At 66.3% G+C, this 23,983-nt stretch carries 26 protein-coding genes; 20 read left to right on the top strand and 6 right to left on the bottom strand.

Translation table 11 applies throughout. The features are described 5' to 3' along the window. Positions 1 to 93 precede the first annotated feature (93 nt). On the top strand, positions 94 to 1,197 hold the full coding sequence (locus WJU21_RS06505; protein WP_346322592.1) for an MBL fold metallo-hydrolase: 1,104 nt from the start codon (positions 94 to 96) through the stop codon (positions 1,195 to 1,197). Between the two features lie 3 nt (positions 1,198 to 1,200). On the opposite strand, the gene rnk is transcribed toward WJU21_RS06505, so the two are convergent. Next, a complete protein-coding gene (gene rnk / locus WJU21_RS06500) occupies positions 1,201 to 1,590 on the bottom strand; it encodes a nucleoside diphosphate kinase regulator (RefSeq protein WP_346322591.1) in 390 nt (129 codons plus the stop codon). Positions 1,591 to 1,953: 363 nt separating this feature from the next. Between rnk and WJU21_RS06495 the strand changes: the two genes are divergently transcribed. The 9 genes from WJU21_RS06495 (at position 1,954) to WJU21_RS06455 (ending at position 12,198) form a co-directional block, all read left to right on the top strand. Next, positions 1,954 to 3,648 (top strand): long-chain fatty acid--CoA ligase, encoded by a 1,695-nt coding sequence (locus tag WJU21_RS06495; protein WP_346322590.1) that lies wholly within the window; start codon positions 1,954 to 1,956, stop codon positions 3,646 to 3,648. 65 nt (positions 3,649 to 3,713) lie between these two features. Next, positions 3,714 to 4,649 carry a histone deacetylase family protein gene (locus WJU21_RS06490; protein WP_346322589.1) on the top strand — a complete coding sequence of 312 codons (936 nt, stop codon included), beginning with the start codon at positions 3,714 to 3,716 and terminating at the stop codon, positions 4,647 to 4,649. 33 nt (positions 4,650 to 4,682) lie between these two features. Continuing rightward, positions 4,683 to 4,940 carry an exodeoxyribonuclease VII small subunit gene (locus tag WJU21_RS06485; protein WP_346322588.1) on the top strand — a complete coding sequence of 86 codons (258 nt, stop codon included), beginning with the start codon at positions 4,683 to 4,685 and terminating at the stop codon, positions 4,938 to 4,940. A 55-nt stretch (positions 4,941 to 4,995) separates the two neighbouring features. Continuing rightward, a complete protein-coding gene (locus WJU21_RS06480; protein WP_346323474.1) occupies positions 4,996 to 5,862 on the top strand; it encodes a polyprenyl synthetase family protein in 867 nt (288 codons plus the stop codon). 14 nt (positions 5,863 to 5,876) lie between these two features. Then, on the top strand, positions 5,877 to 7,790 hold the full coding sequence (gene dxs / locus WJU21_RS06475) for a 1-deoxy-D-xylulose-5-phosphate synthase (protein ID WP_346322587.1): 1,914 nt from the start codon (positions 5,877 to 5,879) through the stop codon (positions 7,788 to 7,790). Between the two features lie 51 nt (positions 7,791 to 7,841). Then, positions 7,842 to 8,582, top strand: coding sequence for a TlyA family RNA methyltransferase (locus tag WJU21_RS06470; protein WP_346322586.1), 741 nt, complete (start codon positions 7,842 to 7,844; stop codon positions 8,580 to 8,582). Positions 8,583 to 8,637: 55 nt separating this feature from the next. Next, the gene (locus WJU21_RS06465; protein WP_346322585.1) at positions 8,638 to 9,588 is read left to right on the top strand and encodes an ABC transporter ATP-binding protein; all 951 of its coding nucleotides are present in this window, start codon (positions 8,638 to 8,640) and stop codon (positions 9,586 to 9,588) included. Further along, positions 9,585 to 10,928, top strand: a complete 1,344-nt coding sequence (locus WJU21_RS06460; protein WP_346322584.1) for a hypothetical protein — start codon at positions 9,585 to 9,587, stop codon at positions 10,926 to 10,928. Before WJU21_RS06465 ends, WJU21_RS06460 begins: the two co-directional genes overlap by 4 nt. A gap of 4 nt (positions 10,929 to 10,932) precedes the next feature. Beyond that, positions 10,933 to 12,198, top strand: a complete 1,266-nt coding sequence (locus tag WJU21_RS06455; protein ID WP_346322583.1) for a class I SAM-dependent RNA methyltransferase — start codon at positions 10,933 to 10,935, stop codon at positions 12,196 to 12,198. 4 nt (positions 12,199 to 12,202) lie between these two features. Here WJU21_RS06455 and WJU21_RS06450 read toward each other — a convergent pair whose 3' ends face one another. The 4 genes from WJU21_RS06450 to fabI all read right to left on the bottom strand — a co-directional run bounded on the left by WJU21_RS06450 (position 12,203) and on the right by fabI (position 14,986). Next, positions 12,203 to 12,547 (bottom strand): hypothetical protein, encoded by a 345-nt coding sequence (locus WJU21_RS06450; RefSeq protein ID WP_346322582.1) that lies wholly within the window; start codon positions 12,545 to 12,547, stop codon positions 12,203 to 12,205. Between the two features lie 59 nt (positions 12,548 to 12,606). Continuing rightward, entirely contained in the window at positions 12,607 to 13,020 is a 414-nt protein-coding gene (locus WJU21_RS06445) for a hypothetical protein (protein ID WP_346322581.1), read from the bottom strand. Positions 13,021 to 13,081: 61 nt separating this feature from the next. After that, entirely contained in the window at positions 13,082 to 14,155 is a 1,074-nt protein-coding gene (gene aroC / locus WJU21_RS06440) for a chorismate synthase (protein ID WP_346322580.1), read from the bottom strand. 3 nt (positions 14,156 to 14,158) lie between these two features. Next, positions 14,159 to 14,986: an enoyl-ACP reductase FabI gene (gene fabI, locus WJU21_RS06435; RefSeq protein ID WP_346322579.1), complete on the bottom strand. Its 828-nt coding sequence runs from the start codon at positions 14,984 to 14,986 to the stop codon at positions 14,159 to 14,161. A 242-nt stretch (positions 14,987 to 15,228) separates the two neighbouring features. Here fabI and WJU21_RS06430 point away from each other — a divergent pair, with 242 nt between their 5' ends. Then, the gene (locus WJU21_RS06430) at positions 15,229 to 16,155 is read left to right on the top strand and encodes a peptidoglycan-binding protein (RefSeq protein ID WP_346322578.1); all 927 of its coding nucleotides are present in this window, start codon (positions 15,229 to 15,231) and stop codon (positions 16,153 to 16,155) included. A 75-nt stretch (positions 16,156 to 16,230) separates the two neighbouring features. Here WJU21_RS06430 and WJU21_RS06425 read toward each other — a convergent pair whose 3' ends face one another. Beyond that, positions 16,231 to 16,710 carry an RT0821/Lpp0805 family surface protein gene (locus WJU21_RS06425; protein WP_346322577.1) on the bottom strand — a complete coding sequence of 160 codons (480 nt, stop codon included), beginning with the start codon at positions 16,708 to 16,710 and terminating at the stop codon, positions 16,231 to 16,233. A gap of 95 nt (positions 16,711 to 16,805) precedes the next feature. Between WJU21_RS06425 and pdxH the strand changes: the two genes are divergently transcribed. The 9 genes from pdxH (at position 16,806) to WJU21_RS06380 (ending at position 23,983) form a co-directional block, all read left to right on the top strand. Then, positions 16,806 to 17,456, top strand: coding sequence for a pyridoxamine 5'-phosphate oxidase (pdxH, locus tag WJU21_RS06420; RefSeq protein WP_346322576.1), 651 nt, complete (start codon positions 16,806 to 16,808; stop codon positions 17,454 to 17,456). 7 nt (positions 17,457 to 17,463) lie between these two features. Beyond that, the gene (locus WJU21_RS06415) at positions 17,464 to 18,405 is read left to right on the top strand and encodes a cation diffusion facilitator family transporter (RefSeq protein ID WP_346322575.1); all 942 of its coding nucleotides are present in this window, start codon (positions 17,464 to 17,466) and stop codon (positions 18,403 to 18,405) included. Between the two features lie 4 nt (positions 18,406 to 18,409). Beyond that, positions 18,410 to 18,757 carry an arsenate reductase gene (locus tag WJU21_RS06410; RefSeq protein WP_346322574.1) on the top strand — a complete coding sequence of 116 codons (348 nt, stop codon included), beginning with the start codon at positions 18,410 to 18,412 and terminating at the stop codon, positions 18,755 to 18,757. 127 nt (positions 18,758 to 18,884) lie between these two features. Beyond that, positions 18,885 to 19,628, top strand: a complete 744-nt coding sequence (locus tag WJU21_RS06405) for an SDR family oxidoreductase (RefSeq protein ID WP_346322573.1) — start codon at positions 18,885 to 18,887, stop codon at positions 19,626 to 19,628. A 129-nt stretch (positions 19,629 to 19,757) separates the two neighbouring features. Next, positions 19,758 to 20,090 (top strand): hypothetical protein, encoded by a 333-nt coding sequence (locus WJU21_RS06400; RefSeq protein ID WP_346322572.1) that lies wholly within the window; start codon positions 19,758 to 19,760, stop codon positions 20,088 to 20,090. A gap of 4 nt (positions 20,091 to 20,094) precedes the next feature. Beyond that, complete coding sequence (locus WJU21_RS06395; RefSeq protein ID WP_346322571.1) at positions 20,095 to 21,582, top strand: hypothetical protein; 1,488 nt, start codon at positions 20,095 to 20,097, stop codon at positions 21,580 to 21,582. A gap of 33 nt (positions 21,583 to 21,615) precedes the next feature. Continuing rightward, positions 21,616 to 22,488 (top strand): crotonase/enoyl-CoA hydratase family protein, encoded by an 873-nt coding sequence (locus WJU21_RS06390; RefSeq protein ID WP_346322570.1) that lies wholly within the window; start codon positions 21,616 to 21,618, stop codon positions 22,486 to 22,488. A 74-nt stretch (positions 22,489 to 22,562) separates the two neighbouring features. Continuing rightward, on the top strand, positions 22,563 to 23,306 hold the full coding sequence (locus tag WJU21_RS06385; protein WP_346322569.1) for a dienelactone hydrolase family protein: 744 nt from the start codon (positions 22,563 to 22,565) through the stop codon (positions 23,304 to 23,306). Positions 23,307 to 23,329: 23 nt separating this feature from the next. Next, on the top strand, positions 23,330 to 23,983 hold the full coding sequence (locus WJU21_RS06380) for a glutathione S-transferase family protein (protein ID WP_346322568.1): 654 nt from the start codon (positions 23,330 to 23,332) through the stop codon (positions 23,981 to 23,983).

Genomic DNA, 23,983 nt, shown 5'->3' with positions numbered 1-23,983 from the left:
GCGGAACGGTTTGCCGCCGCCGGGCGATTGGCGGTTGGTTTCACCAGGCTTCCTCTCTACGATGCCCGCTCTTGATTACCGCATGGTAAAGACGTGGATAAGCCCAGCCTCACCTACCCGTTCGACGATCTGCCGGCTCCCGGCACAACGCGCGTCATCGCGCCCGGCATCAAGTGGTTGCAGATGCCGCTGCCTTTCGCGCTGGATCATATCAATCTCTACCTGCTCGAGGACGGCGACGGCTGGGTGCTGGTCGATACCGGTATTCGCGGCGACAAGACCCGCGACTTCTGGCTGCGGATTTTCGACAAGGAACTGGACGGCAAGCCCATCACACGGGTGATCGCCACCCACATGCATCCGGATCATCTGGGGCAGGCAGGCTGGCTGTGCCGCCATTTCAACGCACCGCTGCTGATGAGCCGCACCGAATATTTCTACGCCCGCACCTTCTCCAACGAGAACGCGCGGGTGCTGCCGCCCGAGGCGATCCTGTTCTATGAACGCGGCGGCATTCCCGAGCCCATTCTGGCCGAGATCAAGGCCCGGGGCTGGGGCGGTTTCAGCAACAATGTCGAGCCCATGCCGGTCGGCTATCATCGGCTGATCGACGATCAGGTGCTGACCATTGGCGGCCGCCAGTGGCGCGTTGTCACCGGCAGCGGCCATTCGCCCGAGCATGTCTGCCTCTATTGCGACGAACTCGACGTGCTGATCTCGGGCGACCAGGTACTGCCGCGAATCACCTCGAATGTCAGCGTCAACGCCAACGAGCCCGAGGAGGACCCGCTGTCCTACTGGCTGGACTCGCATCACAAGTTCCTGGCGCTGCTGCCGGACACCGCCTTCGTCCTGCCCTCGCACAACCGGCCGTTCTACGGCCTGCATGCGAGGCTGCTTTACCTGATCGACCACCACGAGGACCGGATGCTGGCGTGCGAGGAGAAGTGCGTCACGCCGCAAACCGCGCACGATTTGCTGCCGGTGATGTTCTCTCGTGCGCTGGATTCATTCCAGATCATGCTGGCGCTGGGCGAATGCATCGCCCACCTGCATTGCCTCATGGGGCGCGGCCGGCTCGAGCGATTCCTCGATGAGGAGGGCCGCTATCGCTACCGCAGCATCGATCCGAGCCTGGCCCAGCGGGCCCATCCGGAACAGCATGAAGGACCGGACGTCGCGCCGCTGATGGTCTGAGCGTCAGCCCGGCTCCACCGCCAATACCTCCAGCTCTCGTGGTGTATCGGCCCAGCTTCTCCATGCGATGCGTTGGCCGACCCGCAGTCCCAGCAACGCGGCGCCCACCGGCGTCAGGATCGAGACCAGACCGCGCGAGATGTCCTCCTCGTGCGGATAGGACAGCGTCACCGTGCGCTGCAGGTCCGCGACCAGATCGCGGTAGGTGACCCGCGAATGCAGACGCACCGCATCGGCCGGCAGGTAGGGATCGGGCACCACGTCGGCGCGCTCCAGTTCCTGCTCCAGAAAGCTCATTACCTCGGACAGCGCGCCGCCGCGCGTCGCCGTGAGGTTGCAGAGAAAATCGAAATCGGTCTCGGTGACGATAATGGGCGGAAGGGTCGGATTCATGGCCATGCTCCATACGCGCGCAGACAGGCCGCGCTGCCGGCGTTGTTGACGCTCTGATTCGGATCGATGCTGGGTTTGGCCCCGGAAGCGGAGAGCGCCTTAGGCGCGGCTAGCCGGGGCAGGCGCGCCGAATCTGGTATGACCGGCGCGGATGCAAAAACGAATATGGAGATCGGACCTCATGGATGGAACATGGGGCGGCGCGCGGACCTTTGCAAGCGATCGGCGCGGCGGGAAAACCTGGCAACGCGGTATTTGCAGCGACATGTCCTGGAATGCGGCAGAATGGCGCAACCAGAACGGCGAGGAGGCCTCGACATGTGGCAGATGGTGAAGCTTGGCCGCGCAGGCAGGGGCTGACGCATGGAACGTCCCTGGCTTGCGCACTATCCGCCCAACGTGGATTGGCACCAGGCCTTCGAGGCCCGGCCAGTCTATGCCGCACTCGATGCTGCGGCGGCGCAATGGCCCGAGAACGTGCATCTCGATTTCTTCGGCCGCGAATTCACCTATACCCAGACCCTCGAAATGGTCGCCCGCGCAGCAAAGGGCTTCCAGGCGCTGGGCGTTCGCAAGGGCGTCAAGGTAGGTCTGTTCCTGCCCAATTGTCCGCAACAGGTGGTCAGCTACTTCGCCGTGCTGAAGGCGGGCGGCACCGTCGTCAACTACAGCCCGCTCTATTCCGAGCATGAACTGCTTGGCCAGATCGAGGATTCGGATACCGACATTATGGTGACGCTCGACCTGGAGCTGCTCTATCCGAAGGCGCGGGACATGATCGACCAGAGCCGGCTGACCAGGCTGGTCGTGTCGCGGCTGTCGGATGCCATGCCGCTGCTGAAGGGAACCGCCTTCCGGTTGTTCAAGCGGGGCGCCATCGCCACCCGGCGGTGGGATGACCGTCACGTGGCGTGGCAGGATCTGCTCGACAATGACGGCGCCTTCGATCCGGTCCGCATCGACCCGGCCGAGGACGTGGCGGTGCTGCAATATACCGGCGGCACGACCGGCGTGCCCAAGGGCGCCATGCTCACCCACGCCAATGTCTACATCAATGGCTGCCAGAACCGGGTGTGGTTCCCCGACTTCGAGTCGGGGCACGAGACCACTCTGGGCGCCCTGCCGTTCTTCCACGCCTTCGCCATGACCACGATCCTGGTGATGGGCACCATGACCGGCTGCCGGATCGTGCTGCACCCCAAATTCGAACTGGACGCGGTGGTCGATGATGTCATCGCCAAGCGGCCCAGTTCGCTGCCTGGCGTGCCCACCATGTTCACCGCACTTGCCAACCATCCCCGGGTAAACCGGGAGTCCTTTGCGTCGGTGCGATGGGCCATGTCCGGCGGCGCGCCGCTGCCGAACGAGGTGCGCCACCATTTCGAGGGCGTCACGGGCGTGAAGATCCTCGAAGGCTATGGCCTCACCGAATGTTCGCCGACCGCCACCTGCGGACCCGAAACGGGCGTCAACAAGGAAGGCTCCATCGGCCTGCCGCTGCCGCAGACCGATATCGTCATCGTCGACCGCGAAAATCCGCACAGGGTGCTGCCGGTCGGCGAGACGGGCGAGATCTGCATCGCCGGTCCACAGGTGATGAAAGGGTACTGGAACAACCACGACGCCACCACCACAGCGATCGTCGACGGCAGGCTGCGCTCGGGCGACGTCGGCTACATGGATGCCGACGGCTACACCTTCATCATCGACCGGATGAAGGACCTGATCCTGGTGGGTGGTTTCAACGTGTTTCCGCGCGTGGTCGAGGAGGCGATCCACCGGCATCCTGCGGTCAAGGAAGTCACCGTGATCGGCATTCCCGACGACTATCTCGGCGAGGCGCCCAAGGCCTTCGTGGTGCTCAAGGACATCAACAATACCCTCGATGCCGAAAAGCTCACCGAGTTCCTGCACGGCGAAATCGGCAAGCATGAAATACCCCGCGAGATCGAGTTCCGCGCGGAACTGCCGAAAACCGCTGTCGGCAAGCTGTCGAAGAAGGAACTGGTGGCGGAAGAGGCGGCGAAGCGCGAAACGGCGGGCAAGGCTACCCAGTAGGGAGACGGACCGCCCGGCAGCCTCGGTCCTTGAAGGGTGGCTCTTCCTCACTCATCATCGGCGCCATGACCACGTTGCTGATCTCCCATCCCGACTGCCTTGGCCACGACACGTCTGCCGGCCATCCCGAATCCGCCGACCGGCTGCGCGCCGTGCTGCGGGCGCTCGAGGATGAGGGATTTCGCGATCTGAAACGCGACGCGGCGCCTGCCGCGACCGACGCCCAGATTCTCCGTGCCCATCCGGCCGAGGTGCTGGCGCTGGTCGCGTCGGCTGCGGCCCAGGCGGGCGAGGGCTATGTGCGGATAGATGCCGACACCATCGTCTCGCGCGGCTCGGAACTGGCCGCGCGCCGGGCCGCGGGGGCGGTCTGCCGCGCTGTCGCAGCGGTAACCCGCGGCGAGGCGGGCAATGCCTTCTGCGCCGTGCGGCCGCCGGGCCATCACGCGGAGTCGACCCGTCCCATGGGATTTTGTCTCTATAACAACGTCGCCATCGGCGCGCTGGAGGCGCGGGCCATGCACGGCATGAAGCGTGTCGCCGTGGTCGATTTCGACGTTCATCACGGCAACGGCACGCAGGAATTGTTCGAATCCGATCCGGACCTGTTCTACGCATCCTGCCACCAATGGCCGTTCTATCCGGGGACCGGCGGAAGCGGGGAGACCGGTCTTGGCAACATCGTCAACGTGCCGCTGGCCGAAGGCAGCGGCGGCGCGGCGTTCCTGGAGGCGCTGGGCGGCAGGATCATTCCCGCGCTCGCGCATTTCCGGCCCGATCTGCTGATGATTTCGGCCGGCTTCGATGCCCATGAAGGCGACCCGCTGGCCGGTCTGAACGTGGCGACGGAGGATTTCGAGGCCGCTACCGATATGCTGTGCGCTGCAGCGGAAAGCTTGTGTGGCGGGCGAGTCGTCTCTACTTTGGAAGGAGGCTATAACCTGAAAGACCTCGCGGCCAGCGCCGCGGGGCATGTCCGTTCTCTCATGCGGCACGGTTGAAGGCTGCAAGTGGCGGATACACAAGGAAACGTGATGGCGGATACGCAGACGACACAACCCGATGACATCGCCAGCATGACATTCGAACAGGCCCTTTCGGAGCTCGAGGCGGTGGTCCAGAAGCTCGAAGGCGGCCGCGTCGGGCTGGAGGAGTCGATCGAGATGTACACACGCGGCGCGCAGCTGAAGCAGCATTGCGCGGCCAAGCTGGCCGACGCCCAGGCGCGGATCGAAAAGGTTGTGGTCGCCGGCGACGGCAGCCTGTCGACGCAACCAGCGGACATCGGGTAAGCCGGTGAGCCAGCATTTGAACGCAACACCCGATATCGCCGTGCTGCAGGCCGAGATGGGCAAGGTGGCCGAGGCCATCGATCAGGCGCTCGAGCGCATCCTGCCGCCGGCAGAGGGCAAGGAAGCCCGGTTGATGGAGGCCATGCGCTACGCCACTCTCGCGGGCGGCAAGCGGCTGCGCCCCTTCCTCGTGCTGGCCAGCGCAACATTGTTCGAGGTGCCGACAGAACGGTCTACCCGCGTGGCTTGCGCGCTGGAGTGCATCCACACCTATTCACTGGTGCACGACGATCTGCCCTGCATGGACGATGACGACCTGCGCCGCGGCATGCCGACGACTCACAAGAAATATGACGAGGCGACCGCGGTTCTGGCAGGCGATGCGCTGCTGACCTATGCCTTCGAGATCGTCTCGGATCCGCGCACCCATCACGATCCGCTGGTCCGCGCCGAACTGGTCCACGCCATGGCGCGCGAGGCGGGCGCCCACGGCATGGTCGGCGGTCAGATGATCGACTTGCTGGCCGAGAGCGAGGAACTGGACATCGGCGCGGTCACCCGGCTGCAGCAGATGAAAACCGGTGCGCTGATCCGTTTCGCCGTCGAGGCGGGCGCCATCATGGGCCGCGCCACCAAGGATCAGCGCCAGGCGCTGCAGAACTACGCCCACGATCTGGGGCTCGCCTTCCAGATCGTCGACGACCTGCTCGACGTGGAAGGCACCGAGGAAGAAGTGGGCAAGAAGGTTGGCAAGGACGGCGACGCCGGCAAGGCCACCTTTGTGTCGCTGCTCGGCGTCGAGCGCGCCCGCACCCAGGCGCAGATGCTGGCCGATCAGGCCGGCCTCCACCTGGAGATGTTCGACGAAAAGGCCGAGCTGCTTCGCCTGCTGCCCCATTTCGTCATCAACCGCCGGCATTGAAGGTTGCCCGCCCGATGAGTCAGACTCCTCTTCTCGATACCATCCAGACGCCGGCGGATCTCCGCAGGCTACCGTCCAAGCAGCTGCGCCAGGTAGCGGACGAGTTGCGCACCGCCACCATCGATACGGTGTCGCGCACCGGCGGCCATCTCGGCGCGGGCCTTGGCGTCGTGGAACTCACCACCGTGCTGCACTACGTGTTCGACACGCCGAGCGACAGACTGATCTGGGACGTGGGCCATCAGTGCTATCCGCACAAGATCCTGACCGGCCGGCGCAACGAGATGCATACGCTGCGCTCGGGCGGCGGCCTGTCCGGCTTCACCAAGCGCGCCGAGAGCGAATACGACCCGTTCGGCGCCGCGCACAGTTCCACGTCGATTTCGGCGGGTCTGGGCATGGCGGTAGCGCGCGACCTGTCCGGCGACAGCAACAACGTCATCGCGGTGATCGGCGACGGCGCCATGAGTGCGGGCATGGCCTATGAAGCCATGAACAACGCCGGCTCCATGGACAAGCGGCTGATCGTCATCCTCAACGACAACGACATGTCGATCGCGCCGCCCGTCGGCGCCATGAGCGCCTATCTGGCGCGGCTGCTGTCGTCACGGCAATATCTGGGTCTGCGCGAGATCGCCAAGCAGATCGCCAGCAAGTTTCCCAAGTCCATCGAACGCCGCGCCAAGCAGGTCGAAGAATATGCCCGCGGCATGGCGACCGGCGGGACCCTGTTCGAGGAACTGGGCTTTTATTACATCGGCCCCATCGACGGTCACAATGTCGACCATCTGCTGCCGGTGCTGAAGAATGTCCGCGACGAGATCGACGGCCCGGTGCTGGTCCATGTGGTGACCCAGAAGGGCAAGGGCTATCCGCCGGCCGAAGCCGCCGCCGACAAGTATCATGGCGTCTCCAAGTTCGACGTGGTGACCGGCGCCCAGGTGAAGGCCAAGGCCAACGCGCCCAGCTACACCCGCGTATTCGCCGACGCGCTGATCAAGGAGGCCGAGGCGGACGACAAGATCGTCGCCATCAGCGCCGCCATGCCATCGGGCACCGGCCTCGACCTGTTCGCCGAGCGATTCCCGGAACGCTGCTTCGACGTCGGCATCGCCGAGCAGCACGGCGTCACGTTCGCCGCGGGTCTCGCTTCGGAAGGCTACCGGCCGTTCGCCGCGATCTATTCCACCTTCCTGCAGCGCGCCTACGACCAGGTCGTCCACGACGTGGCGATCCAGTCGCTGCCGGTGCGCTTTGCCATCGACCGCGCCGGACTGGTGGGCGCCGACGGGCCGACCCATGCCGGCTCGTTCGACGTGACCTACCTGGCGACGTTGCCGGGCTTCGTGGTCATGGCCGCTGCCGATGAGGCAGAGCTTGTGCATATGGTGGCCACAGCGGCCGCCATCGATGACCGGCCCTCCGCGTTCCGCTATCCGCGCGGCGAGGGTGTCGGCATCGAGATGCCGGAGAGGGGCATTCCGCTCGAGATCGGCAAGGGCCGCGTGATTCGCGAAGGCTCGTCAGTGGCCATCCTGTCGCTCGGCACGCGCCTGCAGGAATCCCTGCTGGCGGCCGACATGCTGGCGGCGCGCGGCTTCTCGACCACCGTCGCGGATGCCCGCTTCGCCAAGCCGCTCGATCACGACCTGATCCGGCGGCTGGCCAAGGAACACGAGGTGCTGTTGACCATCGAGGAAGGCGCCATCGGCGGCTTCGGCGCCCATGTGCTGCATTTCCTCGCCGAGGATGGTCGGCTGGACAAGGGCCTGAAGGTGCGGACGATGACCCTGCCCGACATCTTCATCGATCACGACAAGCCCGAAGTGATGTACGCCGTTGCCGGCCTCAACGCCCAGCAGATCGTCGAGAAGGCGCTGGTTGCCATGGGCCTGGACGCCGCGGCGATTCGCCAGGAAAGCGCATAAGCCGCCGCCCGTTTAACCTCTCCCGGGCGGAGAGGGGACTGGAAGGCCTCGATGGCGAAAATTCGTGTAGATGTCCTGCTGGTTGACCGCGGCCTGGTGGAAAGCCGCAGCCGCGCCCAGGCCCTGATCATGGCGGGTGCGGTCTATACCGGCACCGAGCGCATCGCCAAGGCGGGGCAGACTCTCGCCGAGGACGCGCCGCTCGCGGTCAAGGGCCGCGACCATCCCTGGGTCAGCCGCGGCGGCCTCAAGCTGGATCACGCCCTGAAGCATTTCGACCTGGATATCACCGGCATGGTGGTGCTCGACGTGGGCGCCAGCACCGGCGGCTTCACCGATGTGGCGCTGCATCACGGTGCGTTGCGTGTCTATGCCGTCGATGTCGGCCACGGCCAGCTGGCCTGGTCGCTGCGCCAGGATCCGCGCGTGGTGGTGCTGGAGAAGACCAACGCCCGCCACCTGACCGCGCTGGAAATTCCCGAGCCGGTTGGCGCGGTGGTGTGCGACGCCAGCTTCATCGGTCTGCGGACCGTGCTGCCCGCGCCCATGGCCCTGGCCGCCCCCGGCGCTCTCCTGATCGCGCTCATCAAGCCCCAGTTCGAGGTGGGCAAGGGGCAGGTGGGCAAGGGCGGCGTGGTGCGCGACCCGGCGCTGCACGAGGAAGTCTGCGACATGATCCGCGACTGGCTCGGCGCCCAACCCGGCTGGAGCGTGCTGGGCATCGCCGAAAGCCCGATTACCGGACCGGAGGGGAACAAGGAGTTCCTCATCGCCGCCCGCCGCGCACCCTGATATTGTGGGCGCGCACCAGGGCAGCGCGCGGTCTCTCGAACGCGGGCAGGCTGCCTTGGCCCTTCAGACCGGAACCTCCATGATTGTCGCCAACGCCGTCACCTATGAATACCCGAACCTGCGCGCGCTTTCGGATGTCAGCTTCACCATCGGCCAGGGCGCCATCGCCGCCCTGATCGGTCCCAATGGCGCCGGCAAGACCACGTTGATGCGCTGCCTGGCGGCGCTGGAGCTGCCCTATTCCGGCAGTATCGAGATCGACGGTATCGACACCGCAGAGCATCCGCGCGAGGTGCACAAGCGCATCGGCTACCTGTCCGACTTCTTCGGCGTCTACCGCGACCTGACGGTGGAACGCTGCCTGCGCTATGCGGCCATGGCCGGCGGCGTGCCGCCCGAGAATGTGGGCGCGTCGGTGGCGCGCGCGGCGGCCCGCGTCGAGCTGTCCGATCGCATGGGCGCGCTGTCCGGTACCCTCTCGCGCGGCCTGCGCCAGCGTCTGGGCATCGCCCAGGCCATGATTCACGATCCCACCGTGCTGATCCTGGACGAGCCGGCCTCCGGCCTCGATCCGGAGGCCCGGCACGATCTGTCCGAACTGCTCAAGACACTGCGCGACCAGGGCATGACCCTGCTGGTGTCGTCGCACATTCTGTCCGAGCTCGAGGACTACGCCACCGAAATATTGTTCATCCGCGAGGGAAGGCTGGTGCAGCACGCGCCGCTGGGTGCCTCGGCCGCATCGCTCACCATGCGGATCCGGGTGGAAATGGCACGGCCGGTCGAGAACCTGTCCGGCGCGCTGTCGGCGGTCGCCGGCCTGTCGGTCGAGAGCGCGGACGCGAACTCGGCGATCATTGTCTGCGGAGCTGAAGGCGAGGATCGCCAATCCGTGCTCGCTGCGCTGGTCGCCGCTGGGCTGCCGGTCAGCGCGTTCGCCCAGCACCGGGAACGGTTGCAGGAATCCTACCTGTCATTCGTCGACGGACTGGAGGCGGGCCAATGAATCCGGAACTGCTGCGCAACGTCTGGCACGAGCTGACTCTTCGCCGGCTGATTGCCATGCCGCTGGTGCTGGGCGCGCTGCTCATGCTCTGGGGCTCGAATTCGTTCATTGCCGATCTGGCCGGCGGATTCTTCGGCATCATCACGATCCTGTGGGGCACCCGCCAGGCCGCGGACGCCGTCGCGGCCGAAGTCACCGAGAGCACCTGGGACTGGCAACGGCTGTCCACCCTCACGGCGTGGCAACTCACCTGGGGCAAGGTCATCGGTGCCACCCTGTTCACCTGGTACGGCGCGCTGATCTGCCTGGCCGTGCGGTTCGTTGCCCTGATGAAGGACCACGACATCGTGCCGCTGATGCATGGCACGCTCTATCTGATCTGCGCCGCCCTGATGGCGCAGACCGTGTCGTTCCTGCTGGGGCTGCAGTCGGTCCGCCTGCGGGGCCATCGCACCAGGGTGGGAACGCTGGTCAGCCAGGGCATCGGCATCATGGTCGGCTACACCGCGCTCCGATATGCGGGCATGGTGCCGGGCGCCGAAATCGGCTGGTTCGGATCCGCCGGCGGCGACAGGCTGCTGGAATGGTACGGCATTGCCGTGGCCGCCAGCGCCATGGCGACCGTCGGCGTCGTGGCCTTTCTCGGCTGGACGCTGCTGGGCGCGCACCGGCTCATGATGCGCGAACTGGCCTACCGGACCCGCCCCTGGGCATGGCCGGCCTTTGTCCTGTTCACCTGCGCGTTCATGGCGGGCTTTCCGCCATCCGTGGCGCCGCCATCGGGCGACTTCGTCAGCCTGGAGATCACCGAGCGTCTTGCCATCGCCGCCGTTACCGCCGCCGGACTGACCTATGCGGCGCTGTTCTGGGACGACAAGGATCCGGTGATGTTCCGGCGGCTGATCCGGCTATACGACGCCAAGCGCTGGCGCGAGTTCGCGTCCTACACACCCGCATGGCTGGTGTCGCTGGCGATCACGGCCGTCCTGGCAATATTGCTGTTGGCTTTTGGCGGCGGCGGCAAGGTGGGCGGCGTCACCCTGTGGGCGGCGATCATTGCCGGCTTGCTGTTCATGGCCCGCGACATCGCCCTCAATCTTTTCTTCTGGCTGTCGCCCAACCCGGTCCGCGCCAATCTGGTCACCCTGATCTTGCTGGGCCTGCTCTATCTGGTGCTGCCGGGCGTTACCGGGTTCGACGACGACGTGCTGTTCGTGTTCTATCCCTTTGCCCCGGCGGCGCCGGTGTTCACCTTGTGCGCGGCGCTGGCCCAGTTCGGGTTCATGACGCTTTTGCTGGTGCGGCGTTGGCGCAAGCGATTTGTGCTGGCGGCCGCCTGACCCCATGACCGATCCCATTGACGTCCACATCACGGCGCTCGGCGCCCAGGGAGACGGTGTCGCCGAGGTGAACGGCGAGCGCGTCTACGTGCCGTTCACTGTCCCCGGCGACCTGGCGCGTATCTTGGCAGGCGAAAAGCGGGGCGACGGCAGGTCTGCCGAACTGCTTGAGATCATCGAGGCCGGTCCCGGCCGGGTGACGCCGGCCTGCGTCCATTTCGGCATCTGCGGCGGCTGCGCCCTGCAGCATCTGGACGACGCCCCCTATGCGGCGTTCAAGCGCGACCAGGTGGTGCGCGCGCTGGCCCATCAGGGTTTCCGCGATGTCGAGGTTGCCGCGCCATTGATTGTCCCGCCCCGCACCCGGCGCCGCACCCGCCTGACGGCCCGCCGGTCGGGAGACAGGGTGCTGCTGGGATATCTGGAGCGCGGCAGCCATCGCATGGTCGGGGTCACCGAGTGTCCCGTGATCCTGCCGCGCCTCGAGGCCCTCATGCGACCGTTGCGCGGCCTGCTGGCCAGCGTGCTGGGCGCCAAGGATACGCTCCACCTCACCCTCACGGCCACCGACACGGGCGTCGATCTGCTGATCGCCGGCGAGCGGCGCCCCAATATGCGTGCGCTGCAGAGCCTGGCCGCCTTTGCCGAAGCGCAGGATCTGGCCCGAATATCCTGGGAGTCCAAGGAGGGCGTGGAATCGATCGCCGTCCGCCGTCCGCCCACCGTGCTGCTCGGCAAGGCCGGCATGCCGGTGCCCCCGGGTGCGTTCCTGCAGGCGACGAAGGATAGCGAGGACTGGATGATCGATCGGGCCCGCGGCGCGGTGGCGGGCGCGAAGCATGTGGCCGACCTGTTCGCCGGCTGCGGCACCTTCACCGCCGCAATCGCCGAAAAGTCGGCCGTGTCGGCATTCGAATCCTCGGCCGAGATGGTCGATGCCTGCCGCCGCGGCCTCAACCATGCCCACGGTCTGCATCCGGTGACGCTGTCGCGCCGCGACCTGTTCCGCGAGCCGTTGACCGCCAAGGAACTGTCCCGGTTCGATGCCGTGGTCATCGATCCGCCCCGCGCCGGCGCGAAGGCTCAGACCGAGATGCTGGCTATCTCGAAGGTGCCTGTGGTCGCGGCGTTTTCGTGCAACCCGTCGACCTTCGCCCGCGATGCGCGAGCCATGGCCGACGGCGGCTACACGCTGGAAGCGGTTACGCCCATCGACCAGTTCCGCTGGTCGGCCCATGTGGAACTGGCGGCACTATTCAGGAAAAGCTGAACGATCAGCGGCGCCGGCCGTAATTGGTGGCCAGGTACTCGACAACGGAGGCCTTCTCGTCGGCTTCGAGCGGCTCCTGGTTGCAATCCTTGAGCATCTGGTCGACCGTAAGGTCCCATTCGGTGCGGGTCAGCTTCTGGCGCTTGATCCAGCCGATCTTGAAACAGTTCTGGAAGGCATAGAAGGTGCTCTCGCGGCCTTCGCCCGGCGCCAGCCCCTCATATTTGTCGTCGTTGCGCAGGAAGGTGCGCTGGTCCGGAATGGGGCTCTGATATTGCGTTTCAGGCTGGGCCATCGCCGTGCCGGCCATCACACCAAGCAGCGCTGCGCCCATCAGCAAGGTCTTCATCGGATCATCCCCTTGGAAAAGCTGATTCTAGCGGAAAACTCTGCGCTGGGCCATGTGGTTCACGGCACGTTTGGGCCATATTGCTTGGCGAGGTAGTCCAGTATGACGTCGCGTTCTTGCGCCTCGAGCGGTTCGTACGGATATTTGTCCAGGATGCGGTCGATGGTGGCCGACCATTCGTCGCGCGTCTTGCGCGTGGCGCGGATGCGCGCGTCCGAATGACAGGGACTGCAGAAATAATAGGTTTCCTCGCGGCCGTAATCAGGCCGCAGGCCGCCCCAATCCGAAACGGTCGGCCGCTCGGTCTCGGCCGGGATCGGATTCCGGAAGGTTTCGTCGATCGGTTTGGTGGCCGGATTCATCTGGCCCGGCGTGGAAGGGTTGACCGCATCCCGATTTGAATCCTGGGCCACGGCCGACAGTGCCACGCCCATCAGCCCCAGGCCCAACGCGGCCGCCCAACCCTTGTTCATGCGAATTCCTTCCGAAGCGAAACCACGACCCTACGTGAAGTAGGAGCCCTGTCGAGCAATGCTAGCCGTTCTGACCGCGGTGACGCAGCATGTGGTCGGCCAGCACGCAGGCCATCATGGCCTCGCCCACCGGCACGGCGCGTATGCCCACGCACGGATCGTGCCGCCCCTTGGTGACGATCTCGGTTTCCTCGCCGTCCACCGTCACGGTCTGGCGCGGCGACAGGATCGACGACGTCGGCTTGACCGCGAAGCGCACCACCACATCCTGGCCGGTCGAAATTCCGCCCAGGACGCCGCCCGCCTTGTTCGACAGGAAGCGCGGCGTGCCGTCGTTGCCGGCGCGCATTTCATCGGCGTTGGCCTCGCCGGTCAGGGACGCCGCCTCGAAGCCGCTGCCGATCTCGACGCCCTTGACCGCGTTGATGCTCATCATGGCGCCGGCCAGGTCGGCGTCCAGCTTGGCATAGAGCGGCGCGCCCCAGCCTGCGGGCACGCCCGAAGCATGCACCTCGATCACCGCGCCCACCGAACTGCCGGCCTTGCGGATGCCGTCCAGATAGCCTTCCCACAGCGCGGCGGCCCTGGCGTCTGGCGACCAGAACGGGTTGTCGCCGGTGATGCTCCAGTCCCAGTTGGCCGGGTCGATGGCATGTTCGCCGATCCGTACCAGCGCGCCGCGGATCACGATGCCGTCACCCAGCACCTTGCGGGCGATGGCGCCCGCCGCCACCCGCGAGGCGGTCTCGCGCGCCGACGAGCGGCCGCCGCCGCGGTAGTCGCGGATGCCGTATTTGGCCAAGTAGGTGTAGTCGGCATGTCCCGGCCTGTACTTGGCGGCAATGTCGCCATAGTCCTTCGACCGCTGGTCCACATTCTCGATCATCAACTGGATCGGCGTGCCCGTGGTCTTGCCCTCGAACACGCCGGACAGGATCTTGACCGCGTCGGGTTCGCGCCGCTGGGTGGTGAAGCGCGACTGGCCCGGCCGGCGCTGGTCGAGATAGTGCTGGATGAACGCCTCGTCGACGGCAAGGCCCGGCGGCGTGCCGTCGACCACGCAACCGATCGCCGGGCCGTGGCTTTCGCCCCAGGTTGTCACCCGGAACATGTGGCCGAAACTATTGTGCGACATGGTCTATTCCTGAACCGCGCCGCCGATCACGATGTCGGGGGCGGATTCGTCCTTCATGCCGATGATGTTGTAGCCGCTGTCCACATAATGGATCTCGCCGGTGACACCGGTCGACAGGTCGGACAGCAGGTAAAGGCCCGAGCCGCCCACCTCCTCGATGGTCACGTTCCGGCGCAGCGGCGAATGGTATTCATTCCACTTCAGGATGTAGCGGAAGTCGCCGATGCCGGATGCGGCCAGCGTCTTGATCGGGCCGGCCGAGATGGCGTTGACCCGGATGGCCTTCTCGCCCAGGTCCTTGGCCAGATAGCGCACGCTGGCTTCCAGCGCCGCCTTGGCCACGCCCATCACGTTGTAATGGGGCAGCACCTTCTCGGCGCCGTAATAGGTCAGGGTGAGCAGGCTGCCGCCATTGGGCATCAGTTTCTCGGCCCGCTGGCAGACGGCGGTGAACGAATAGCACGAGATGTTCATGGTCATGGCGAAGTTGTCGGCCGTCGTGTCGACGTACCGGCCCTTCAGCTGGTCCTTGTCCGAATAGGCGATGGCATGCACCACGAAGTCGATGGTGCCCCAGGCGCTCTCCAGCGCCGCGAAGGTGGCGTCGAGCTGCTCGTCTTTCGTGACGTCGCATTCGAGGACCAGCGAGCTGCCCAGCGAGTCCGCCAGCGGCCGCACGCGCCGCTCCAGCGCTTCGCCCTGAAAGGTGAAGGCCAGTTCTGCGCCGTGTTCCCGCAATCTCTGGGCGATGCCCCAGGCGATGGAGCGATTGTTCGCCACACCCATGATGAGGCCGCGCTTGCCGGTCATCAGGCCGTTCGGTGGGGTCATCTGTTCTTACTTGTTGTTTTCAGGAGAAAAGTGAGCCGCATCGTACACCAACCGGGCCGGTCGTCAAACCGGCGGGTCCGGCCCCGCTCCAGTTCGCTCCGGGATATTTCCCCGTGCCGGGCGGCACGCGTCCGGTGCGGCGATTGACACCAAATTGTTGAGGCGATACCTGTTTATGCCAAGGGCGCCGGCAATGTTAATCCGGTGGTAATCTGGTTCAACGTCGAGGGGGTTTATACAAGATGCGCACGATTGCATACGCCGTGGCGGCGGCCGTCATTCTGGCCGGCAGTCCCGCCTTCGCCAAGAAGAAGACGCCTGAGGAGAATCTTGAAATTCCGATGTGCCCGCAGGTGCTGGGCACGGTCGCCATCAAGGACTCCCAGAACGAGTGGTGGCGCCAGTACAATCTGGGCAACCCGGCGGCGGTGATCAAGCTGATCGTCATGAAGTCGGGCTGCTTCCAGCTGGTCGATCGCGGCCAGGGCATGCAGATGATGCGGGAAGAGCGCGATCTCATGGGCGAGGACGAACTGCAGCGCGGTTCGGACATCGGCAAGGGCCAGATGGTCGCAGCCGACTACTTCGTCCTGCCCGACCTGGTGACCCAGGACAGCAATTCCGGCGGCAGCGCCATCGGCGCGGGCATCGGCGGCGCCATCGGCGGCGGCTGGGGCGCGGCGCTGGGCGGCATCAAGACCAAGAAGCTGGAAGCCCAGGCACTGCTCACCCTGACCAATGCCCGCACCGGTGTGCAGGAGCTGATCGCCGAGGGCACCTACAAGAAAACCGATGTGTCGTTCGGCTTCGGCGGCGGCGGCTGGGGCGGCTTCGGCCTGGCGCTGGCGGCGGCGGGCGGCGGCTACGCCGACACCGACATCGGCAAGGTGATCACGCTCGCCTACGTCAAGGCCTACCGCAATATGGTCACCCAGATGGGCGGCCTGTCGGGCAATGCCAGGATGGCGGCGCCTCTCCCGGCCCAGCGCCTGCTGGAGCGTACCGCGCTGTTGTCCGAGCCGCGCGACGACGCGGCGCCGGTCCGCGGCCTGCGCGAGGGCATGGTCCTGCATCCGACCGGCAACAAGTCCGGCCTGTTCTGGGAAGTCGAGGAGCCCAACGGCGACCGCGGCTGGGTCCCGTCCGAATTGCTCGAGCTGGCGAAATAATCTTCGGGGCTGTCCCGATGGAAAAAGGGGGCCTCGGCCCCCTTTTTTTGCGTCCGGCGGATGGGCTGAACGGGCTCAGCCGTTCTCGTCGATCAGCCAGGTGCCGTCCGGCGCCGCGCAGGCGGTGCCGTAGCCGGTCGAGCGCTTGCCGCCGGCGGTGACCACCTGCTGGAACTCCCGGCAGTTCTTGCCAGCCATGGAAAATTGCGGCTGGGGCGTGATCGAGCCGCCGGCGCCGGTCTTGGGATTGGACCACTTGATGGCCTTGCCGGCGGTTCCGGTGGCCAGCGCCTTCTGGGTCGCCTTCTCCATGATCGCCTGATCCTCGGCCTGCAGGAACCTGGCGGCGGCGCCGCCGACCTCCCGTCCGGCGACCTTGCCGGTCTCGCGCGGCACCACAGTGGGCGGCGGCGGTGGCGGTGGCGGCGGGGGAAGCTGGGGCGCGGGCGCGGGCGGCGGCGGCGGCGCTTCGCTCACCGGTTCGCGGTAGTCGCTGGCGCAGGCCGCCAGCACCACGGACAAGGCTGTGAGACAGAGAAGCCGTTGAATACGCATGGGTCTATCCTCGGATTGCGAACCCGCAGTATAGGACACGGACGCGGCGCGGCCAGCCCCAATGGACCGGTTTCCTGCCCTGCAGCGCCACATGCTTGGACCCGGCGCGCGGAACCGCTACAACACAGCATCGCTGTCAACGTTCCGGTGCGGCCGCCATGAGTTCCGATACCGATCCCTACGACCGTTTCGAGGAGTGGTTCGCCGATGCGCGCCGCACCGAGCCCGACGTTCCCGAGGCCATGGCGCTGGCCACCGCAGACGCCGATGGTCAACCCGATGTGCGCATGGTGCTGCTGAAGGCGCGCGGCCCGTCGGAGGGCTTCGTGTTCTACACCAACACCGAAAGCGCGAAGGGCGAGGAACTGGCCGCCAACCCGCGCGCTGCGCTGTGCTTCCACTGGAAAAGCCTGGGCCGCCAGGTGCGGGTGCGCGGCGTCGTCGAGCGGGTCTCGGACGAACAGGCCGATGCCTATTTCGACAGCCGCGACCGCGGCAGCCGCATCGGCGCCTGGGCCTCGAAGCAGTCCCGGCCGCTGGAAAGCCGGTTCGCGCTGGAGAAGGCGGTCGCGTCCTATGCCGCGCGCCATGCCGTGGGCAGGATTCCGCGCCCGGATTACTGGACCGGATTCCGCATCGTGCCGCAGGCCGTCGAATTCTGGCAGCACCGCGACCACCGCCTGCACGAGCGCCAGCTGTTCACCCGCGCGGGCGACGGCTGGACGGTGCAATGGCTTTACCCCTGAGCCGGAGATGAGCGCGCCGAACCACAGCGAGCTGGACCGGGCCGCCATCGACATCAGGCGCGCGGCGCCGTTGATGAAGCGCGCGGCCCGGGCTTCGCTCACCGTCGCCGCGCTGCTCATCGGGATCAAGTTTGCCGCCGGGCTCTATACCGGCTCGGTGGCGATCCTGTCCTCACTGGTCGATTCACTGCTCGACATGATCGCCTCGGCCGTCAACCTGTTCGCCATCGCGCAGGCCGTGACGCCCGCCGATCGACAGCACCGGTTCGGCCACGGCAAGGCCGAATCCATCGGCAGCCTGGTGCAGGCGGCGGTCATGGCGGGATCGGCGGCCTTCGTGATCTTCGAGGCGGCGTCCCGGTTGCTGGCGCCGCCGCAGGTCCGCAACCCCGAGGCGGGCATCGCCGTGATGGTGGTCTCGATCGGGGCCACCCTGGCGCTGGTGCTGTACCAGCAGCATGTGGTCCGGAAGACCGGCTCGACCGCCGTCCTCGCGGATTCCCGGCACTATATCAGCGACCTTCTGACCAATCTCAGCGTCATCGCGGCGCTGATCATCGCCGGCTATACCGGGTTCGCCTACGCCGATCCGCTGTTCGCCATTGGCATTGCCCTTTACCTGGCCTGGAGCGCCTACAGCATCGTCCGGGTGTCGTTCGATGTGCTGATGGACAAGGAACTGCCCGACATCGACCGGGACACCATCAAGGATATGGTCCGCGGCCATCCCGGCGTCATCAGCCTCCACGACCTGCGCACCCGTTCGTCGGGGCCGAATGTATTCATCCAGTTTCACGTGGAGGTCGACCGGACCCTGTCGCTGCTCGATGCGCACGAGATTGTCGATGACATCGAGGGCGAGTTGCTGGAACGCTATCCGGGCGCCGAGGTGATCATCCATGCCGACCCGCAAGGTGTGATCGAACGGCGCGACCATTTCGAAAGATAGGCTCATGATCGACGTCTACGGCATCAGGAACTGCGACACCGTCAAGAAGGCCCGCGACTGGCTGGACGGCAAGGGCATCGAATACCGCTTCCACGACTTCAAGCTGGAAGGCATCGATGCAAAGACCGCCGCGCGCTGGATGAAAGCGCTTGGCCGTGACACCGTCATCAACCGCCGGGGCACCACCTGGCGCAAGCTGTCGCCGGCCCAGCAGGCCATGGACAGCGACGCGGCGGCGGTGTCGCTGGTGATGGCCCAGCCGTCGCTGGTCAAGCGCCCGGTGATCGACACCGGCAAGACGCTCACCGTCGGCTTCGGCGACGAACAAAGGCAGGCCCTCGACGCTCTGTAGTGCTACCCTGCCGGCTTTCGGGGCGGTATCGTCGGCGTCTGCTGCCCGGGGATATCGAATTGGTGCAACCCGATTATTATGATATCCGCATTGGCAAGAATCGTTCGCACTACTGACTGGATTCGAATTGTCGTCCAACGAAGAACGCAAGACGCTGATCCTCACCGGTGCAAGCCGGGGCATCGGCCACGCCACGGTCAAGCGCTTCTCCAGCGCCGGCTGGCGCGTGATCACCTGTTCGCGCATGGCATTCTCCGAGGACTGTCCCTGGCTCGGCGGCCGTGACAATCATGTGCAGATCGATCTCGCCGATCCCGAAAACCGGTCGCGGGGCATCGAGCAGATGCGCGAGCGGCTGCATGGCAGCCCGCTCAACGCGCTGGTCAACAATGCCGGCGTCTCGCCCAAGGGGCCGGGCGGCGCGCGGCTCAGTTCCATCGACACGCCGCTCGATCTCTGGCACCGGGTGTACGAGGTCAATCTGGTCTCTCCCCTTCTGCTGGCCCGCGGCCTGATGGACGAGTTGAAGGCGGCGCGCGGCGCGGTCGTCAATGTCACCTCCATCGCCGACAGCCGGGTGCATCCCTTCGCCGGCACCGCCTATGCCACGTCGAAGGCGGCGCTGGCGGCGCTGACCCGTGAGATGGCGTCCGACTTCGGGCCGCACGGCATCCGCGTCAACGCCATCGCGCCGGGCGAGATCGACACCTCGATCCTGTCGCCGGGCACCGAGAAAATCGTCGAGCAATTGCCGCTGCGCCGTCTCGGCACCCCTGAAGAAGTCGCCAAGGCGATCTATTTCCTGTGTTCGGAGCAATCGAGCTACGTCACCGGTGCCGAGTTGCACGTCAATGGCGGGCAGCACGTCTAGGAAAGCTTGCCCATCTCCCCGCCCGGCGCCGTACAGGCGCGGGAGCCGCGGCGCAGCGGGTGAGGGCGCGTCCGCAAGGCGGACATACCAGTGAACAGCCTGCAAGGGTGAGAGAGACAGGAAGACGATATGGCCAAGGACAAGATCAAGCTGAACCCGCTGCAGAACAAGACGCTGGCCCTGATGCAGGAGCTGGCGCGCCACCGGGAAACCTCCATGGTCGACGAGAAGACCGGCGAGGTCGTCGTCACCCAGATGCCCCATCCGCACGGCGATCACGTCCATGTGGGCGAATTCGTGGTCTCGACCCGCGACATCACCGGCTTCGCCAACGAGGCGGTCTGGATCGCGCTTGAGCGCAAGGGCCTCGCCAAGTCCCATTTCCCGGTCGCCATCACCCTGACCAAGGCGGGACTGGAATACGACACCGGGCTGCTCAACGCGGCCCGTTCAGATCATTAGACCGTTGCGCTTTCTGGCAGCGATCGCCTTCGCCATTGCGGCGGCCATCGCGGCGCCGGCGGTGGCCGCGCCTGATTCGCCGTGCGCGAAGGCGGCGCGCGGCACGCCCATGCTCGCCTGCCTGCTCGACCGGACCGCGCAAACGCTCGATAGCGACGCCGGCGCCAAATTCCCTGACGAAACCGCCATCCAGTGGGTCAAGTTCAACGAGGTCGCGGCCGATGCGGGCGACGTTGCCCGGACGCGGCTCAGCGCCGACAGGATACCCGGCGGCCTGCAGCGTCGCCTGGCCGAGGCGCGTTTCGCGGCGCTGCTCGCCAGGAACGGCGACCGCAAGCGGTCGGTCGCCATCCTCGACGCCATGCTGGCGCAGCCGCTGGCCGCCGGTCAGGTGGACTGGGCGATCGCGAACGTGCTGGTTGCCCTGAACGACCCGAAGCGGATCAGTGCCTGGCTTGAGGGTGAGCCACCCGACCGCCGGGTGAATTCGCTGCTGGCGCTGGTCCGGGCCCAGCAAGAGGCCGGTCATCTCGACCGGGCCGACAGGCTGCTGCGCGACTTTGGCGGCAAGGGTTCCGCCGAGCATACGGCGATCATCGTCCATTCGGACACCGCGCTCGATTTCGTGGCGGCGGGCCGGCTGGACGCGGCGCAGCGCATGCTGGCCCTGCTGCCGGATCTGGACCGCCCGCGGATCGCCGCCCGCATCGCGCTCAAGCAGGACGAGCTGGGCAAACGTGCGGTGGCCGAAAAGGCCCTTGACGCCCTGCTGGTGGCCTCGCCCCGATCGTCCGATGCCAAGCTGGCGCGGGCGCTGGTCTATGCGCGGCACGGCGACTTCGCGGCGGCGCAGAAGCGGTTCCCCTCGGCCCTGAGCTACGATCAGGCGCTGCTCGATGAATTGCTGGCCCTGCTGGTGAAAAGCGGACAGGCCAACCGCGCCCTCGCGATGATCGGCACCATGAACAACAGCAAGGACAAGGCCCTGGCCTTTGCACGGCTGTCGCTGGTGTCGTCGGAACGGGGCAACAAGGCCGAGGCCGCCAGGTTCCTTGCGGGGGCGCGCGGCATTCTCGATCCGCTGGTCAACCTGAAACACGGCGCCGCGCCGCTGCTGATCGATTACAGCACCGCGCTGGGCGACACGGTCAAGGCCATGGTCGCGCTGGACGAGGCCGTCGAGGGACGCGCCTTCACCAATCAGCTGGAGATTGCGGTACAGGCCGACCGGTTCGGCCTCGCGCGGCCCGGCGTGATGACGGGCCTGATCGCCACCAACAAGGCGCTGTTCGAGCGCATGGTCGCCGACGGCGATCCGGGCAGCGTGCGCCGGGTGGTCACGCGCCCCTGGCGGCTGGCCGCGGCGATCGCCGCCTATCTCGATGGCGGTCTGGTCGCCGAGGCGGTGCTCATCGCCGATGTGGAGAACCAGCAGCCTCTGGGCAAAACGGGTGACTTTCTCGCCATTGCCCAATACATAGCAAATCACTGAACAATCACGCGTAACCGAATCGGGGAAGATGCCATGACCACCTACAAGTCGCTCAAGACCGATGTGAAGGAGAACATCCTGACCGTCACGCTGAACCGTCCCGAACGGCTCAACGCCTTCAATTTCGACATGCAGGCCGAGATGGTCGACGTGTTCAGGAAGGTCAATGACGACGACGAGGTGCGCTCGGTGATCGTCACCGGCGAAGGCCGCGGCTTCTGCGCCGGCGCCGATCTGGGCGCGGGCGGCAGCACTTTCGACACCGACAAGCGCCCGGCCATCGACAAGGTCGGCCCCGGCGGGCTGTGGCGCGACGGCGGCGGCCGCGTGACCCTGCAGATCTTCGAGTGCCTCAAGCCGGTGATCGCCGCCTGCAACGGCCCGGCGGTGGGCGTCGGCGTCACCATGCAGCTGCCCATGGATATCCGCCTTGCCTCGACCGAGGCCAAGTACGGCTTCGTGTTCGCCCGGCGCGGCCTGGTGATGGAGGCCTGCTCCAGCTGGTTCCTGCCGCGCCTCGTCGGCATCGAGCAGGCCGCCAAGTGGTGCTATTCGGGCCGCGTCTTCCCGGCCCAGGAAGCCAAGGACGGCGGCCTCGTCTCCGAGCTGCTGGCGCCCGAGGACCTGATCCCCCGCGCCCGCGAGATCGGCCGCGAGATCGCCGAAAACACCTCGGCCGTGTCCGTCGCGCTGATGCGCCAGATGATGTGGCGGATGATGGGCGCCTCGCACCCCATGGAAGCCCACAACATCGACAGCCGCGGCATCGCCACCCTGGGCAAGATGGCCGACGCCGCCGAAGGCGTCACCTCGTTCCTCGAAAAGCGCCCGGCCGAATACAAGCTGAAGGTGTCCGAGGACATGCCCGGCTGGTTCCCCTGGTGGGACGAACCCCGCTTCGGCTGATACCGGTTACGAAAGGGACCTTCGGGTCCCTTTTTGTTGGTGGCATCACCGGAACGCATAGCAAGGAGCACATGATGTCGAACGAGCAAGTCACCATCCGGACGCGCGATGGCGAGTGCCCTTGCCATGTCATGACCCCGGCGGTGGACGGGCTTTGGCCCGGGGTGATCTTCTACATGGACGCGGGCGGGATACGGCCGGCAGAGCTCGACATGGCGCAGCGGCTTGCGAATCACGGCTACATCGTGCTGCTGCCGGACCTGTTCTACCGCTACGGTCCCTACGGCCCGTTCGTGCCCAGGGAGGTCTTCGCGGGCGATGTGGGCGCAATCCTGGGCCCGTTGATCGCCACGACCGGCAATGACAAGGCAGCCGAAGACACGGAAGCCTTGCTGGCCTTTCTCGACACGCGGGATGACGTAACGGACCGGAAAGTCGGCGCGGTCGGCTTCTGCATGGGCGGCGGCATGGCGCTTGCCGCTGCGGGAACCTACCCTGACCGCTTCGGCGCGGTCGCCAGCTTTCATGGCGGCAACCTGGCGACCGACGCGCCGACAAGCCCGCATCTGGCTGCGCGAAAGCTTGAGGCCGAGGTTTATATCGCCGCCGCCGATAATGATGGCAGTTATCCGCCCGAGATGGCCGAGCGGCTCGAGAAGACGCTGGCCCAGTCGAATGTGCGCTTCAGCACGGAAACCTACCCCGCGGCGCATGGCTGGATGAAGCCGGACTTCCCCGTGTACGATCATGTCGCCGCCGAGCGCGGCTGGGCCGCGATGCTCGCGCTCTTTGCGCGGAACTTGCGCCGCGGTGAGTAACTGCCAGCGACCCGGAGTTTGCGATGACGATCACCATCACCGCCTTCGCAGCATCGCCCGATCGCGGCAGGGGGCTGGCGCGCGACATGCGGGTTCGCTGGGCGCTGGAGGAGGTTGGCCAGCCCTACGAGGTCCGGCTCGTGTCGTTCCAAGAAATGCAGCAGCCCGCGCATCTGGCCCTGAATCCGTTCGGGCAGATCCCGACCTATGAGGAAGACGGGCTCGTGCTGTTCGAGTCCGGAGCGATCGTTCTTCATATCGCGCAGCGCCATGCGGGTCTGCTGCCGATCGACGCGAATGCACGGGCGCGGGCGATCATGTGGATGTTCGCCGCGCTGGGCACGGTCGAGCCGCCCATCGTCGATCTCGAACAGTCCGAATATATCGAGGGCGACCGGGCCTGGTTCGCCGAACGGCGGCCCATGATCGAGGCGCGAATCCGCAAGCGGCTGGACGAACTCGCCGAACGGCTCGGCGATGCCGACTGGCTCGATGGCGGGTTCAGCGCCGCCGACCTGCTGATGGTGCTGGTGCTGCGCCGGCTGGAGGGATCGGGCATTTTGCAGGACTACCCGACCCTGTCAGCCTACATCGCCCGCGGCGAGGCGCGGCCAGCCTATAAGCGCGCCTTCGCCGACCAACTGGCGGTATTCACCGCCAGCCAGCAGGCCGGCTGA

Origin of the sequence: Emcibacter sp. SYSU 3D8 (assembly GCF_039655875.1) — a bacterium.
Taxonomy (GTDB): Bacteria; Pseudomonadota; Alphaproteobacteria; order SMXS01; family SMXS01; genus RI-34.
This window is presented reverse-complemented; position numbering and strand designations above follow the sequence as displayed.

Bases quoted from the DNA above. Each gene is read 5' to 3' on its own strand.
- rnk (WP_346322591.1), bottom strand. From the start codon at position 1,590: ATGAATCCGACCCTTCCGCCCATTATCGTCACCGAGACCGATTTCGAT.
- WJU21_RS06495 (WP_346322590.1), top strand. From the start codon at position 1,954: ATGGAACGTCCCTGGCTTGCGCACTATCCGCCCAACGTGGATTGGCAC.
- WJU21_RS06490 (WP_346322589.1), top strand. From the start codon at position 3,714: ATGACCACGTTGCTGATCTCCCATCCCGACTGCCTTGGCCACGACACG.
- WJU21_RS06485 (WP_346322588.1), top strand. From the start codon at position 4,683: ATGGCGGATACGCAGACGACACAACCCGATGACATCGCCAGCATGACA.
- WJU21_RS06480 (WP_346323474.1), top strand. From the start codon at position 4,996: ATGGGCAAGGTGGCCGAGGCCATCGATCAGGCGCTCGAGCGCATCCTG.
- dxs (WP_346322587.1), top strand. From the start codon at position 5,877: ATGAGTCAGACTCCTCTTCTCGATACCATCCAGACGCCGGCGGATCTC.
- WJU21_RS06470 (WP_346322586.1), top strand. From the start codon at position 7,842: ATGGCGAAAATTCGTGTAGATGTCCTGCTGGTTGACCGCGGCCTGGTG.
- WJU21_RS06460 (WP_346322584.1), top strand. From the start codon at position 9,585: ATGAATCCGGAACTGCTGCGCAACGTCTGGCACGAGCTGACTCTTCGC.
- WJU21_RS06455 (WP_346322583.1), top strand. From the start codon at position 10,933: ATGACCGATCCCATTGACGTCCACATCACGGCGCTCGGCGCCCAGGGA.
- WJU21_RS06450 (WP_346322582.1), bottom strand. From the start codon at position 12,547: ATGAAGACCTTGCTGATGGGCGCAGCGCTGCTTGGTGTGATGGCCGGC.
- WJU21_RS06445 (WP_346322581.1), bottom strand. From the start codon at position 13,020: ATGAACAAGGGTTGGGCGGCCGCGTTGGGCCTGGGGCTGATGGGCGTG.
- aroC (WP_346322580.1), bottom strand. From the start codon at position 14,155: ATGTCGCACAATAGTTTCGGCCACATGTTCCGGGTGACAACCTGGGGC.
- fabI (WP_346322579.1), bottom strand. From the start codon at position 14,986: ATGACCCCACCGAACGGCCTGATGACCGGCAAGCGCGGCCTCATCATG.
- WJU21_RS06430 (WP_346322578.1), top strand. From the start codon at position 15,229: ATGCGCACGATTGCATACGCCGTGGCGGCGGCCGTCATTCTGGCCGGC.
- WJU21_RS06425 (WP_346322577.1), bottom strand. From the start codon at position 16,710: ATGCGTATTCAACGGCTTCTCTGTCTCACAGCCTTGTCCGTGGTGCTG.
- WJU21_RS06415 (WP_346322575.1), top strand. From the start codon at position 17,464: ATGAGCGCGCCGAACCACAGCGAGCTGGACCGGGCCGCCATCGACATC.
- WJU21_RS06410 (WP_346322574.1), top strand. From the start codon at position 18,410: ATGATCGACGTCTACGGCATCAGGAACTGCGACACCGTCAAGAAGGCC.
- WJU21_RS06400 (WP_346322572.1), top strand. From the start codon at position 19,758: ATGGCCAAGGACAAGATCAAGCTGAACCCGCTGCAGAACAAGACGCTG.
- WJU21_RS06390 (WP_346322570.1), top strand. From the start codon at position 21,616: ATGACCACCTACAAGTCGCTCAAGACCGATGTGAAGGAGAACATCCTG.
- WJU21_RS06385 (WP_346322569.1), top strand. From the start codon at position 22,563: ATGTCGAACGAGCAAGTCACCATCCGGACGCGCGATGGCGAGTGCCCT.
- WJU21_RS06380 (WP_346322568.1), top strand. From the start codon at position 23,330: ATGACGATCACCATCACCGCCTTCGCAGCATCGCCCGATCGCGGCAGG.